11 protein-coding genes and 1 pseudogene are annotated in these 14018 nt (G+C 65.3%); 6 read left to right on the top strand and 6 right to left on the bottom strand.

The features are described 5' to 3' along the window. Window positions 1-181: 181 nt before the first annotated feature. The 6 genes from HL671_RS37420 to otnC all read right to left on the bottom strand — a co-directional run bounded on the left by HL671_RS37420 (window position 182) and on the right by otnC (window position 5872). Window positions 182-1084, bottom strand: a complete 903-nt coding sequence (locus tag HL671_RS37420) for an ABC transporter permease (protein WP_172244110.1) — start codon at window positions 1082-1084, stop codon at window positions 182-184. 1 nt (window position 1085) lies between these two features. Next, window positions 1086-2021, bottom strand: coding sequence for an ABC transporter permease (locus HL671_RS37425; RefSeq protein WP_041750620.1), 936 nt, complete (start codon window positions 2019-2021; stop codon window positions 1086-1088). Window positions 2022-2115: 94 nt separating this feature from the next. Next, window positions 2116-3405: an ABC transporter substrate-binding protein gene (locus HL671_RS37430; RefSeq protein WP_012043041.1), complete on the bottom strand. Its 1290-nt coding sequence runs from the start codon at window positions 3403-3405 to the stop codon at window positions 2116-2118. 36 nt (window positions 3406-3441) lie between these two features. Next, a complete protein-coding gene (locus tag HL671_RS37435) occupies window positions 3442-4479 on the bottom strand; it encodes an ABC transporter ATP-binding protein (protein ID WP_172244113.1) in 1038 nt (345 codons plus the stop codon). Between the two features lie 494 nt (window positions 4480-4973). Next, window positions 4974-5186 (bottom strand): hypothetical protein, encoded by a 213-nt coding sequence (locus HL671_RS37440; protein ID WP_012043043.1) that lies wholly within the window; start codon window positions 5184-5186, stop codon window positions 4974-4976. Window positions 5187-5209: 23 nt separating this feature from the next. Further along, window positions 5210-5872 carry a 3-oxo-tetronate 4-phosphate decarboxylase gene (otnC, locus tag HL671_RS37445; RefSeq protein ID WP_172244116.1) on the bottom strand — a complete coding sequence of 221 codons (663 nt, stop codon included), beginning with the start codon at window positions 5870-5872 and terminating at the stop codon, window positions 5210-5212. Window positions 5873-5999: 127 nt separating this feature from the next. On the opposite strand from otnC, the gene ltnD reads away from it, so the two are divergent. From ltnD to HL671_RS37475, 6 genes and pseudogenes are all read left to right on the top strand, one after another. Beyond that, on the top strand, window positions 6000-6914 hold the full coding sequence (ltnD, locus tag HL671_RS37450; protein WP_012043045.1) for an L-threonate dehydrogenase: 915 nt from the start codon (window positions 6000-6002) through the stop codon (window positions 6912-6914). Between the two features lie 23 nt (window positions 6915-6937). Next, window positions 6938-7720 carry a 2-oxo-tetronate isomerase gene (gene otnI / locus HL671_RS37455; protein ID WP_041750622.1) on the top strand — a complete coding sequence of 261 codons (783 nt, stop codon included), beginning with the start codon at window positions 6938-6940 and terminating at the stop codon, window positions 7718-7720. Beyond that, entirely contained in the window at window positions 7717-8994 is a 1278-nt protein-coding gene (gene otnK / locus HL671_RS37460; protein ID WP_172244119.1) for a 3-oxo-tetronate kinase, read from the top strand. Before otnI ends, otnK begins: the two co-directional genes overlap by 4 nt. A gap of 231 nt (window positions 8995-9225) precedes the next feature. Then, window positions 9226-11340 carry a methyl-accepting chemotaxis protein gene (locus HL671_RS37465; RefSeq protein WP_172244122.1) on the top strand — a complete coding sequence of 705 codons (2115 nt, stop codon included), beginning with the start codon at window positions 9226-9228 and terminating at the stop codon, window positions 11338-11340. Between the two features lie 244 nt (window positions 11341-11584). After that, window positions 11585-13276, top strand: coding sequence for a methyl-accepting chemotaxis protein (locus HL671_RS37470; protein WP_172244125.1), 1692 nt, complete (start codon window positions 11585-11587; stop codon window positions 13274-13276). 220 nt (window positions 13277-13496) lie between these two features. Next, window positions 13497-14018: pseudogene (locus HL671_RS37475) on the top strand (methyl-accepting chemotaxis protein); the annotation flags it as partial.

A 14018-nucleotide genomic window follows, 5' to 3' on the forward strand; every position in this document is an offset into this window, starting at 1 on the left:
ACAGGTGTAAGCTATGTCCCCGGGCTGAACACTGCGCTCGCGATGACGGAGTATGTAGGATCCACGGTGCCCGCCACAACCGTCATTGCGAGCGCAGCGAAGCAATCCAGGGGCCAAGGCCAAGGTCTCGTTGGAGAGGATGTCGAGCGACAACGGTGATCGAGTATTCACCCGTCTTGCCTCACACCATCCCCTTACCCGCATCAGACCCCTGTCGCCGTTGGCGGGCCTGCAGCACCAGGATCACTGATAGCGCCGCGAAGATGACGACGAAGGACACCGCCGAGGTCAGTGTGCCCAGCGCGTAGATGTCGGGCTTGGTCACGGTCGTCGTCAGGCCCTGCAATTCCAGCGGCAGCGTATTCACGGAGCCGATCGCCTGGCTGGAGCGGGCGAGTTCGTCCCAGGACAGCGTGAAGCCGAACAGGCCGATGCCGACGACCGAGGGCAGGATGATCGGCAGCACGACGTGGCGGAAGGTCTGCCACGGCGTGGCGCCGAGGTCGCGCGCGGCTTCCTCGAGCCGGCCATCGAAGCGGTTGAAGATCGCGAACATGATCAGGAGGCCGAACGGCAAGGTCCAGGTCAGATGCGCGCCGAGACCCGACGTGAACAGGCCCATGGCGGTGGTATAGCCGTCGGCGAGCCAGCCGAGGCCGACATTGGCGCCGTGCTTGTTGACGAAATCGTCGATCAGGCGGAATTCCAAGGCGATGCCGAGCGAGGTGATGATCGAGGGCATGATCAGGCTGGCGATCGCGGTGTAGAACAGGATCGAGGCGCCGCGGAACGGCTTGCGGAACGCCATGCCGGCCGCCACCGACAGCACCACCGTGATGACCATCACCACCAGGCCGAGCGCCAGCGAGCGCTTGAAGGCAGCGCCGATGTCGACGATGCCGCCGCCGGAAAACACCTTGCCGAACCAGGTGAGCGACACGCCGTTCATCGGGAACGTCAGGCCGCCATCCGGGCCCTGGAACGACAGGATGTAGATCGCGATCATCGGCTCGTACAGGAACAGCACATAGGCCGAGAAGAACGCGGCGAGGATGTAGAAGGAGCGGGGACGCTTGTCTCCCATCTCAGAGCTCCTTGCGCACGTCGACGATCCGCGTCAGGGCGGAGATGATGATGATGGTGATGCCGAGCAGGATCACGGCGTTGGCGGCGGCGGCCGGGAATTGCAGCGCCGACAGCCTCGACTCGATGATCTTGCCGGCGGAAGCGATCTGCTGGCCGCCCATCACGCCGATGGTCACGAAGTCGCCCATCACGATGGTGATGACGAAGATCGAGCCGATCACGATGCCGGGCTTCGACAGCGGAATGACGATGTTGACCAGCGTCTGCCAGCCCGATGCGCCGGCGTCATAGGCGGCCTCGATCAGGCGCTTGTCGATGCGGATCATCGAATTGAAGATCGGCACCACCATGAAAAAGGTGAACAGGTGGACCAGCGCCAGCACCACCGAGAATTCGGAGAACAGCAGCCACTCGACCGGCTTGTTGATAAAGCCTGCGCCGATCAGGCCCTGGTTGACCAGGCCGTTGCGGCCGAGCAGCGGAATCCAGGCGATCATCCGGATCACGTTGGAGGTCCAGAACGGGATGGTGCATAGCAGTGACAGCACGATCTGCCAGGTCTTGCTGCGGACGTGAAAGGCGAGGAAATAGGCGACCCAGAAGCCGATCAGGAGCGTCAGGCCCCAGGTCAGCAGGCACAGTTTCAGCGTCTTCAGATAGGTCTTCAGGATCGTGCACAGCTCGGGCAGATTGGCGACGCAGCCCTCGAACGTGTCAGTATAGCCGCGAAAGCTGAAGGCCGGGATCATCTCATATTCGTTGTAGTCCCAGGCGCTGACGATGACGACGAGCACCAGCGGCAAGAGGAAGAACAGCGCGAACACCAGCATCATCGGCCCGGCCTGCAGCCAGGCGATCGAGCGCATGGTCAATTTGCGGAGGGCGCCTTCGGCCGGCGCAACGCTGTCGGGCGAAGTTTCGATCGTCACGGCCACGGGAATACCTGTCGTCGGGTCGCGAATGCTTGGAGCGGCTGAGAAAGGCTGCCGCGCCCACGGGGAGGCGGGCGCGGCAGCATGATCGGTCACATCAGGCGGCGATGAACTCGTTCCACTTGCGCACCATGTAGTCGTTCTCGTCCATGACGGCGTTCCAGCAGACCACATTGCCCATGCGGTCCTCATAGGAGCCGCCGTCGCGCACGGCGCCGGCCTTCTCCATCAGGGTGCCGTCCGGCGCCTTGATGTCGTTCTTCGCCGGCTTGCCTTCCATCCAGTAGCCCCACTCGTCCTCGGTCATGTTGGCCTTGGCGGTGGACAGCACGGCCGAGTAGTAGCCCTGGCGATTGAGATAGGCGCCGGCCCAGCCGGACAGGTACCAGTTGACGAACTCATAGGCCCAGTCGAGCTTCGGCCCGCCGGCGACGGCCTTGGACACGCAGAAGCCGGAGGCCCAGGAGCGATAGCCTTCCTTGAGCGGCTGGAACACGCAGGGAATGCCCATCGAGCGCACCTTGGTGACCGCCGGCGACCACATCGACTGGATCACCGTCTCGCCCGAGGCCATCAGGTTGACCGACTCGTTGAAGTCCTTCCAGAAGGCGCGGAACTGGCCGGCCTTCTTGGCCTCGGTCAGCACCTTCATGGTCAAGTCGATCTCGGCCTTGGTCATGTTGCCCTTGTCGGCATATTTGTACTGGCCGGTCGCCTCGACGACGAGGGCGGCGTCCATGATGCCGATCGAGGGGATGTTGAGGATCGAGGCCTTGCCCTTGAACTCGGGGTTGAGCAGCTCGGCCCAGGACGAGATCGGGCGCTTGATCAGGTCTGGGCGGATGCCGAGCGTATCGGCGTTGTAGACGGTCGGGATGAGCGTGACGTACTCGGTCGGCGTCGCCGAGAAGGTCTTGGAGTTCGCTCCCTCGAGATAGAGCACCTTCCACGGCGCGGTGCCCTGGCCGCCGATCTTCTTGCCGTTCGGCAGCTCGCCCTTGGTGAAGACGGGCGTGATATTGTCGAATTCCTTGATCTTGCGCGCATCGAGCGGGAAGATGTTGCCCGAGGGCACCAGCTTCTTGAGCGAGAAATATTCGGTGTCGAGCACGTCGAACGAGTTCGGCTGGGTGATGACCCGCTTGGTGACGTCGTCGGTCGTGGCAGTGATGTATTCGATCTTGATGCCGGTGTCGGCGAGGCACTTTTTCGAGATCTCGTCGCCTTCGTTCACCGCGGTGCCGAGATAGCGCAGCACCTTGGGGTCGGCAGCGTGGACATAGGGCGCGCTGAGCAGCGTGCCTGAGCCGGCGAGACCGGCGACGCCGGCCGCGCCCTTGAGCAGCGAGCGGCGGCTGATGGATGTCTTTTTCGATCGATCAGTCATGATCATCTCCTTGGGATCAGAACGAGCAGGTGAAAATCAGGCCACGAGTTCGGCAGCCGGCGCGGCCGACGTCGCGGAATGGGGCGTCAGAGCGTCGGCGAGCGCCGGATTCCAGGTCACGACGACGCGTTCGCCGATCACGTGGGTCTCCGCGTCGAACTGATCGTCGCTGAGCTGGGCCGAGATTTCAGGGCCGCCATCGGTCGTGACCGCGATGAGCACGTAAGTGCCCTGATATTCGATCTTGCTGATCGTGCCCGGCACAGCCGGGCCGTCGATCGCGGCAGTCGGCGCCTTCAGCTGAATGCGGTCGACGCGCACCGCGAAGGTCTCGCCGTTCAGCGGGATCACGTTGTGGCCGCCGATGAAGCGGGCGGCGAATTCGGTGCGCGGATGGTTGAAGATCTCGCGCGGGCTGCCCTGCTGCTCGATACGGCCGCCATTCATCAGCACCACGAGATCCGACAGCGCCATCGCCTCGTCCTGGCCGTGGGTGACGTGGATGAAGGTGAGGCCGAGCTCGCGTTGCAGCCGTTTCAGCTCGGCGCGCATGCGCAAGCGAAGGAACGGATCGAGCGCCGACAAGGGCTCGTCGAGCAGCAGGATCTGCGGCGAGGTGATCAGCGCGCGTGCCAGCGCGACGCGCTGCTGCTGGCCGCCGGAGAGCTGCGCCGGCAGCCGGCCGGCATAGCTCTGCATGTCCACGAGCTCGAGCAGCTCGCGCGCGCGGGCGTGGCGCTCGGGCTTGGACACGCCCTTCATCTTCAGCGCAAAGGCGACGTTGTCGATCACCGAGAGATGCGGAAACAGCGCGTAGGACTGGAACATCATCGCGGTGCCGCGCCCGGCGGGCGGCAGCTCGGTGACATTCTTGGCGCCGACGATGATGTCGCCGGAGGTCGCGGATTCGTGGCCGGCGATCATGCGCAAGGTCGAGGTCTTGCCGCAGCCGGACGGGCCGAGCAGGCAGCAATAGGAGCCGGCGGGAATCCGCAGGTCGATCGCGTCGACGGCGGTGACGTGACCGTACATCTTCGTCACCTTCACCAGTTCCAAGCTCGTGCCCGCCGCCATCCGCCCTCCATATCGCCTGTCGTCAGCAAGAACCGGGCATGAGTCATCGTCCGCACGGTCGGGTGCCCGGCTCCCGACGGCGTGGTGTCTGCAACGGATATGCCAAGGGATCGGCGCCCGCGTTGCGCGGTGCATAAAGAGTGCGCTCAGCCCGCGATGCGTATGCAATTGGCGCGCACGAGCCGTCCGCCCCGGCTGCGGCGACCCGCGCGCCGAGCAAAGACCCAGGAAAACAGCTGCAACCACGGCGGTGTGGAGGCACTTTGTCCGTTCCCGTCTGTGCATCAGGCGTGTGGAGCGGACGCCGCTGCAATTGATGGTGGAAGATCCGACGCGCTCCCGCACCGCAAAAGGGCGGCAGTGCCGGCATCTGCCTATCGATCGAGCGGCCGCTGATGGCCTGCGCAGCCATGCTCTGCCTCAACATTAGGCATTATTGCTATCCGGAGGCAAGGCGGAACGGCGAGCGACATGGCGGCGCAGGCCTGGCTCGGCTAGCGCAGCACCGCGCGCAATTTGGCCTGGGCGGCCGCCATCAGCATGCGTTCAGCGATGCCGCGCAATTCGGCGACCCCGATCCGATCGGATTCGGCGAAGATCTCGTAGGACTCGGTCGTGATCGGAAACCAGCGATAGAAGCGCGCCTCCTCGAACAAAACGCGGGCGGCCGCTTCGATCTCGGCGGGCGATGGTGCAGGGTACTGCATGTGCGTCCACCGGGCCGGTTCGATCAGTGATGATCGGCGTGATCGGGCAGAGTGAGGCCGAACACCTTCACCAGATCGTCGACCTGCTGCGGCGACAGATGCCGCGGATTGAGCCCGCGCAGCAGCAGATAGAGTTTGGCGGTCTCCTCCAACTCCTCCATCGCGAACACCGCCGCCTCCAGCGTGTCGCCGGACACCACCGGCCCGTGATTGGCGAGCAGCACCGAGGCGTATTGGCCGGCGAGGCCCTTGATCGCGTCGGCGACGGCCGGATCCCCGGGGCGATGATAGGGCACCAGCGCCGTCTGGCCGCAGCGCATCAAATAATAAGGTGTCAGCGGCGGCAGCGCCATCAGCGGATCGATCTCCGGCAGCATCGAGATTGCCACCGAATGCGTCGAGTGCAGATGCACCACGGCGCGGGCGGCGGCGCGGGTCTGGTAAAGCGCCGTGTGCAGCGGCACCTCCTTGGTCGGCGCGTCGCCCGACATCAGCCTGCCGTTGGCATCGAGCCGCGAGAGCTTGTCGGGATCGAGGAAGCCGAGCGAGGCATTGGTCGGCGTCACCAGCCAGCCGCCATCGTCGAGCCGCACGCTGATGTTGCCGGACGAGCCCGGTGTCAGCCCGCGCTCGAACAGCGAGCGGCCGAACCGGCAGATGGCCTCGCGAATCGCAGTATCCGCCACGGGTCTTTCCTCGTTCCTCACCTCTTGCCGCTTTGTCTCACGCTTTGGCAGCGTGGCCAAGCCGTGATACCCAGGGACCAGCCCGGTCAACCGGACAGGTTCAGGAAACGCTTCGAGGATTTGCCGCATGCCGCAGCCATCGCAATTGAACGTCGCCGTGATCGGGCTCGGCTCCATGGGATACGGCATGGCGACCTCGCTCAAGCGCGCCGGCTTCGCGGTGACCGGATGCGACGTTTCGGCCGATGCCGTGGCGCGGTTCGTCGCCGATGGCGGCAAGGGCGCGAACAGCCCGGCTGAGGCCGCAGCAGGCGCGGACATCGTCGTCAGCGTCGTCGTCAATGCGGCGCAGACCGAGGCCATTCTGTTCGGCCCCGGCGGCGCGGCCGAGACCATGCCGAAGGACGCCGTGTTCGTCTCCTCCGCGACCATGGACCCGGATGTCGCGCGTCGCCTCGCCAAACAGCTCGAAGCCACCGGCCGGCACTATCTCGATGCGCCGATCTCCGGCGGCGCGCAGCGTGCCGCGCAAGGCGAATTGACCATCCTGGCCTCGGGTAGCCCGGCGGCCTTCGCCAGGGCGCGGCCGGCGCTCGACGCGATGGCCGCCAAGCTCTATGAGCTCGGCGATGCCGCGGGCCAGGGCGCCGCGTTCAAGATGATCAACCAGTTGCTCGCCGGCGTGCACATCGCCGCCGCCAGCGAGGCGATTGCCTTCGCCGCCAAGCAGGGCCTCGACATCCGCAAGGTCTACGAGGTCATCACCGCCTCGGCCGGCAATTCCTGGATGTTCGAGAACCGCATGCCGCACGTGCTCGATGGCGACTACACGCCGCGCAGCGCGGTCGAGATCTTCGTCAAGGACCTCGGCATCATCCAGGACATGGCACGCAACCACCGCTTCCCGGTGCCGGTCTCGGCCGCGGCGCTGCAGATGTTCCTGATGACATCGGCCGCCGGCATGGGCCGCGACGATGATGCCTCGGTGGCGCGGATGTATGCGCAGGTCACCGGCACCAAGCTGCCTGGCCAATCCAACTAACTGCCTTTCAACGAGCTCGCGCCATGCCCCGTTTCGCCGCCAATCTCTCGATGATGTTCACCGAGCATCCATTCCTCGACCGCTTCGCGGCCGCCGCGAAGGCCGGCTTCACCGCCGTCGAATTCCTGTTTCCCTATGATCATCCGGCCGAGGAGGTCGGCAAAAGGCTGCGCGACAACGGCCTGACCCAGGCGCTGTTCAATCTTCCGCCGGGCCATTGGGACGCCGGCGAGAAGGGCTTTGCCGCGCTGCCGGAACGCTTCGACGATCTCAAGGCGAGCCTGGAAACAGCGCTGCCTTATGCCAAGGCGACCGGCGTGAAGCGGCTGCATCTGATGGCCGGCATTGCCGATCGTCATGATGCGAAGGCGGTGGAGGCCTACTACAAGTCCGTGGCCTGGGCTGCCGAGTTCTTCGCACCCAACGGCCTCGACGTCGTGATCGAGCCGATCAATCCACGCAACGTGCCCGGCTATTTCCTCAACGATTTCGGTTTCGCCCGCGATCTCATCCGCGAGCTCAAGATTCCGAACCTGAAGCTGCAATTCGACATCTATCACTGCCAGATCATCCATGGCGACGTCACGATGCGGCTGCGCGAGATGATGGACATCACCGGCCACATCCAGATCGCCAGCATTCCCTCGCGCAACGAGCCGGATGGCGAGGAGCTGAACTATCCGTTCCTGTTCAAAGAGCTCGACCGGCTCGGCTATGCCGGCTTCGTCGGCTGCGAGTACAATCCGCGCAGCCGCACCGAGGACGGGCTTGGATGGTTCGCCCCCTACAAGGGAGTGAAGCCATGAGCCTGAAGCTCGGCTGCATCGCCGACGACTACACTGGCGCCTCCGACCTCGCCAACACCCTGACGCGCGCCGGCCTGCGCACGGTGCAGACCATCGGCGTGCCGGCCTCCGACCTTGCGCTGCCCGAGGTCGATGCCGTCGTGGTCTCGCTCAAGAGCCGCTCGATCGAGGCCTCGCAGGCGGTGGCGCGGTCGCGCGAGGCGGACAGATGGCTGCGTGCACGCGGCGCTGAGCATGTCTTGTTCAAGATCTGCTCGACCTTCGATTCCACCGATGCCGGCAATATCGGCCCGGTGATGGATGCGCTGGCCGGCGATGCCGGCGATCCGATCGTGCTGGTGACGCCGGCTTTCCCGGAGACGAAACGCACCGTCTATCAGGGCAACCTGTTCGTCGGCGCCGTGCCGCTCAATGAGAGCCCGCTGAAGGATCACCCGCTCAACCCGATGCACGATGCCAATCTGGTGCGTGTGCTCGGCCGCCAGAGCCGGAGGAGGATCGGCCTGGTCGATCTCGCCACCGTCGTGCACGGGCCGGAGGCGATCGGTCACCGCCTGCAGGAGCTGGCCGGGCAGGATTTTGGCGCGGCGATCATCGACGCGGTGTTCGATGCCGACCTGACCGCCATCGGCGCGGCTGCATTGAAGAGCAAAGTCTCGGTCGGCGCCTCCGGGATCGGGCTCGGCCTGGCGCGTGCCCTCGTTGCGGCCGGGCAGGCGCATTCTCACGGCCTGACCCATCACGAAGATGCGCCGGTCGGCGGCATGGCGGCCTGCCTCGCCGGCAGCTGCTCGCAGGCGACGCTGCAGCAGATCGCACAGGCCGAGACGATCATGCCGGTGCTGCATCTCGATGCGGCGGCTCTGGTCGCCGGTCCCGATGAAGCGCAGCGGGCGATGGTCTGGGCGGGTGAGCGGATCGGCCGTGGTCCGGTGCTGATCGCCTCCAGCGCCACGCCGGATCAGGTCAGCGCCCTCCAGGCCAGGCACGGCCGCGAAGCGGCGGGACACGCCATCGAGCAGGCCATGGCCGATCTCGCCGAGGGGCTGATCGAGGTCGGCGTGCGGCGGCTGATTGTCGCCGGGGGCGAGACCTCCGGCGCGGTCGTTGATCGGCTCAGGATTCCCGGCTTCCTGGTGGGTCCGGAGATCGCCGCCGGCGTGCCCGTGCTGCGCGCGATCGGCGCGGAGGCCGGCGACATGCTGCTGGCGCTGAAGTCCGGCAATTTCGGCGGACCGCAGTTCTTTGCCGATGCGCTCGGGCTGATGCGCTAGCCGTTCGGCGACCGCGCGCTGATCCCGATTTCATCATCTGCATCCTTCGTGCGCCGGCCGGCGGCGTGCGAACGCCGGGTTGCCGTCTTAAGCGCCGGAACGCACACAGAAAAAGCAGAAGTTTTTCACGTGTAATGCACGCCGACACCCGTAAATTAACGGTCTCTATGGACCTCACCTCTATACCTTCAGGATGGACCGCGGCGTGATGGTCCTTCTGTGGGTAGGGCAATGAAACTGAATCGGATCGGCTACAAACTCGGGCTCGCCGGCGCCATCGGCGCCACTCTCGCGGTCGGTATGATCGTAAATCAGATGATGGCCGAGAGTGCGGTCAGTGCGGCCAATCAGCGGGCCGAGCGTGCGCGGCGTGTGGTCGAGAGCGTCATGTCCGCCAGCATCAACATGCAGCAGACCCAGCTTGCGGGGCGCTCGGCCCGGCTGGCGCGGGTGCCGGCCGATGCCGAGAAGGCGGCCGCCGAGATCCAGCAGTTCTCCACCGGCATGGTCACGGATATCGATGGGGCGCTGGCCAATGTCAGCACCGCCGAGAACCGCAACCGGCTGACCCGGCTGAAGGAACTGATGAAGAGCTATGCCGCCGGCGCGGTCGAGCTGGCGCAGGCCCAACAGGCGCTGCTGCTGCAGATCGACAAGCGCGGCGCGGTGTCTGCCGAATGGAGCAAGGGACTTCAGGCCATCCTGGGCTCGCCGACCCTGCCGAACCTGGCGTTTCGTGAGCGCGTCGAGCGGCAGCTGCATGCCGCCGATGCCAAGCTGAACTTCATGCGCTCGCAGGCCTGGCGGTTCGGCGTCACTGGCGACGCCGGCGCGATTACCCAGCTGAAACAGACGGTGCCGATCCTGAAGAGCTCGCTGACCGACGCCCGCATGCTCGCCGACGATCGCGAGATCCAGGCCGCGATCACCAGGCTCAACGGCATCGCCTCGGACTTCGTCGTCGCCAATGACGAGGTCGTCAAGATCGAAGGGATCAAGGAGGCGCTGCTGCGCGACCGCACTTTGGTTTATCTCGGCGAGGCGAGCGAGCTGATGACGGCGTCCATCCAGGATGCCCGCGCCCGCAATGCCAGCGCCCGATATGATGCCGACGAGGTGGCGGCGCAGGCGAGCCGCATCACGCAGATCGTCGGGCTGGCGGTGCTGCTCTCGGTGATCTCATCGGTGGTCTTCTCGTTCCTCGGTATCGCGCGGCCGTTGACCCGGCTGAATGCGGCGCTCGGCGAGATGGCGCGCGGGCGGCTCGACATTGTCATCCCCGGCGCCTCGCGCGGCGACGAGATCGGCGATCTCGCCAAGACCGTCACCGTGATCCGCGGCAACGCCGAGGAGCAGGCGCGCGCCGAGGCCGAGGCCAAGAACACGCAGGATGCGATGGCTGAGCGCCAGCGCAAGGCCGACATGCAGCGCCTCGCGCAACAGTTCGAGGCGGCGGTCGGCGAGATCGTGAACACCGTATCGGCCGCATCCGGCCAGCTCGAGCAGTCTGCGACCACGTTGACCCAGGCGGCGACACGCTCGCAAGGCCTGACGACGGCCGTTGCCACGGCCTCCGAAGAAGCGACGACCAACGTGCAGTCGGTCGCCTCGGCGACCGAGCAGATGGCATCGTCGGTGACCGAGATCAGCCGTCAGGTGCAGGAATCCGCGCGGATCGCCAATGAGGCCGTCGGCCAGGCCCGCACCACCACGGGTCGTGTGAGCGAGCTGTCGAAGGCGGCAACCCGCATCGGCGACGTCGTCGAGCTGATCAACACCATTGCCGGCCAGACCAACCTGCTGGCGCTCAACGCCACCATCGAGGCGGCGCGCGCCGGAGAGGCCGGCCGCGGCTTTGCGGTGGTCGCCTCCGAGGTGAAGGCGCTGGCCGAGCAGACCGCCAAGGCGACCGGTGAAATCGGTCAGCAGATCTCGAGCATCCAGGTCGCGACCCAGGAGTCTGTCAGCGCGATCAAGGAGATCTCGGCGACGANGACCGGTGAAATCGGTCAGCAGATCTCGAGCATCCAGGTCGCGACCCAGGAGTCTGTCAGCGCGATCAAGGAGATCTCGGCGACGATCGAGAAGCTGTCGGAGATTTCCTCGACCATCGCGGCGGCGGTGGAAGAGCAGGGCGCGGCGACCCAGGAAATCTCCCGCAATGTGCAGCAGGCCGCCCACGGCACGCAGCAGGTCTCGGCCAACATCGCCGACGTCGAGCGCGGCGCCGCAGAGACCGGATCGGCCTCGGCGCAGGTGCTCGCCGCGGCGCAGGCGCTCTCCGGCGACAGCAGCCGGCTGCAGCAGGAGGTCGCAAGCTTCCTCGGCTCGGTGCGGGCGGCGTAAGGCGCGCACGGACCACCGTTTAGCTGAGATGAACGAAGGCCGGGGTCGCTCCCCGGTCTTTTCGTGTTTGGACCGATCTGCCGAGCCAACAAGCGGCTTCTCCGTAACTCTACGGAGTGCAATGTTAACTTTGTTCCTTCGAAGGATCCGTAACAATGCAAGAGGTCCTTAATCGTCATCACAGCTAGACGTTCATCCTGGCTGGTGCATCGCGGGTCGGCGCTGACCCCCGGGGGAGAGTTCTATGTTCGCTAGCGTGTCCATTCGCACCAAGGTCATTGCGGTCGTTGGACTGCTTCTCGCCGTGCTCACGGCGATGGGCCTGCTCGCGATATCGAGCATGCGGACGATGAATGCCAACACGGTCGACATCACGACCAACTGGCTGCCGAGCGTCCGCGTTCTCGGCGAGCTCCGGGCTGCCACTATCACCTATCGCAACGTCATCCGCGAGCACATGCTGGCGGAGTCGCTTGACGACAAGCTGGCTCAGGAAAAGACCGCCGCTGCGACGCTCGACAACGTCAACAAGGCAACCAAGCTCTACGAAACGATGATCTCTTCGCCGGACGAGCGAGCGATCTATCAACAGTGGAAGAGCGTCTGGGACAAGTACCTCGCCGGTAGCCAGAAGGTGATGGAGCTGTCGCGCAAGGAAGCGGGGCAGGTGCCGCACGAGGCGCATGCGTTGAACCAGAACACTGTCAACAAGCTTGGCCTGGAGGCCGACGAGGTCTTGCGCAAGGATGTCGACCTCAACAATACAGGCGCAGACAAGGCATCCGCCGACGCGGCTTCGACCTATTCGACATCCTTTGCGATGCTCGGCGCTATCAATCTCGTGATGCTGATCGTCGGCGCGCTTGTCAGCTTCCTGATGGTGCGAAGCGTCTCGCAGGGCATAGTTTCGATCGTGAAGCCGATGCAGGCTCTGGGCGACGGCGACCTCTCGGTCGAGATTCCGCACCGGGGCGAGAGCACCGAGATGGGCGCGATGGCCAATGCGCTGCAGATCTTCAAGGACGCGCTGATCGCCAAGAAGGCGGCGGACGAGGCGGCGGCCAAGGACGCCGACGCCAAGATCGAACGCGGCCGCCGGGTCGATGCAGTGACCCGTCAGTTCGAGGCCGTGATCGGCGACATCGTCAACACGGTGTTCTCGGCCTCCAGCCAGCTCGAAGCCTCGGCCGGCACCTTGACCTCGACCGCCGACCGTTCGCAGCGGCTGGCCACGACCGTGGCCTCGGCATCGGAAGAAGCGTCGACCAACGTGCAGTCGGTGGCTTCGGCGACCGAGGAACTGTCGTCGTCGGTGACCGAGATCAGCCGCCAGGTGCAGGAGTCGGCGCGGATGGCCAGCGAGGCGGTCACGCAAGCGCGCACCACCAATGATCAGGTCGGCGAACTGTCGAAGGCCGCCGCCCGCATCGGTGACGTCGTCGAACTGATCAACACCATCGCCGGGCAGACCAACCTGCTCGCGCTCAATGCCACCATCGAGGCGGCCCGCGCCGGCGAAGCCGGCAAGGGATTCGCCGTGGTCGCCACCGAGGTCAAGGCGCTCGCCGAGCAGACGTCGAAGGCGACCGGCGAAATCGGGCAGCAGATTTCCGGCATCCAGGCGGCGACACAGGAGTCGGTGAACGCGATCCGCACCATCTCGGCAACGATCGAACGTCTCTCCGAGATCGCCTCGGCGATCGCGGCCGCTGTCGAGGAGCAGGGCGCCGCAACGCAGGAAATCTCGCGCAACGTGCAACAGGCCGCGCACGGCACCCAGCAGGTCTCGGCCAATATCGCCGATGTGCAGCGCGGCGCCAGCGAAACCGGATCGGCGTCGGCCCAGGTTCTGTCAGCGGCAAAATCATTGTCGACCGACAGCAACCGGCTGAAGACCGAGGTGAGCCGCTTCCTGGAGACGGTGCGTGCGGCTTGAGCGCGACATATCTGCCATGGCGGATGACCCGCTCACGCGAGCAGCGTGTCACCCGTAACTATGCGGCCGAAATTCTACGGAGTAGAAAATTAACGGAATCTCGGTGTGCTCAGCAGCAGACTTAGCGCGCTTTTCACGCTGCCAATGATGTCGGACAGGGGTTTGGCGGGGCGACCACAGCTTCCGCCTGTCCATCATCTGGCGCCAGACGAGGTCACCGATGTCGCTGCTGTCCCGCTTTCGTGTGCTCACCAAGATTCTTGCGATCGTCATCCTGATGGCCGGCGTGGCCGGTACGATCAGCTGGTTCGCCATCGACGCGCTGGCCACCGTGGCCGAAGGCGCCGCCCTGATGAAGTCCGCCGCCAACCGCGCTCTCTTGGCGGCACGCGCCAATCAGAACGTGATTGCGCTCAACCGCGCCGAGTTCCGCGCCGCGCTCGATCCGCGTAACGAGAATCGCGAGGCGGCGCTGAAGGTGGTCGAGGAGCAGCGCAAGCAATTCGCCGAGCGCCTGGAGGAGGTCGCCAAGACCAAGGATGATCAGGCGCGCGCCATGATCCCCGATGTCCGGTCGCTCTACGACGAGTACGTCAAGGGCATGGAGGAGACGTTCCGCGTCATCACCGCCGCCAAGGACATGCAGATCAGCGAGCAGGCTGAGAAGATGCGCGATGCCGCGCTGAAGAGCCGCGCCAATTCCGAGAAGCTCCAGGCGAAGATGAAGGATGTTGCCGACAGA

Origin of the sequence: Bradyrhizobium denitrificans (assembly GCF_013179005.1) — a bacterium.
Taxonomy (GTDB): Bacteria; Pseudomonadota; Alphaproteobacteria; order Rhizobiales; family Xanthobacteraceae; genus Bradyrhizobium; species Bradyrhizobium denitrificans.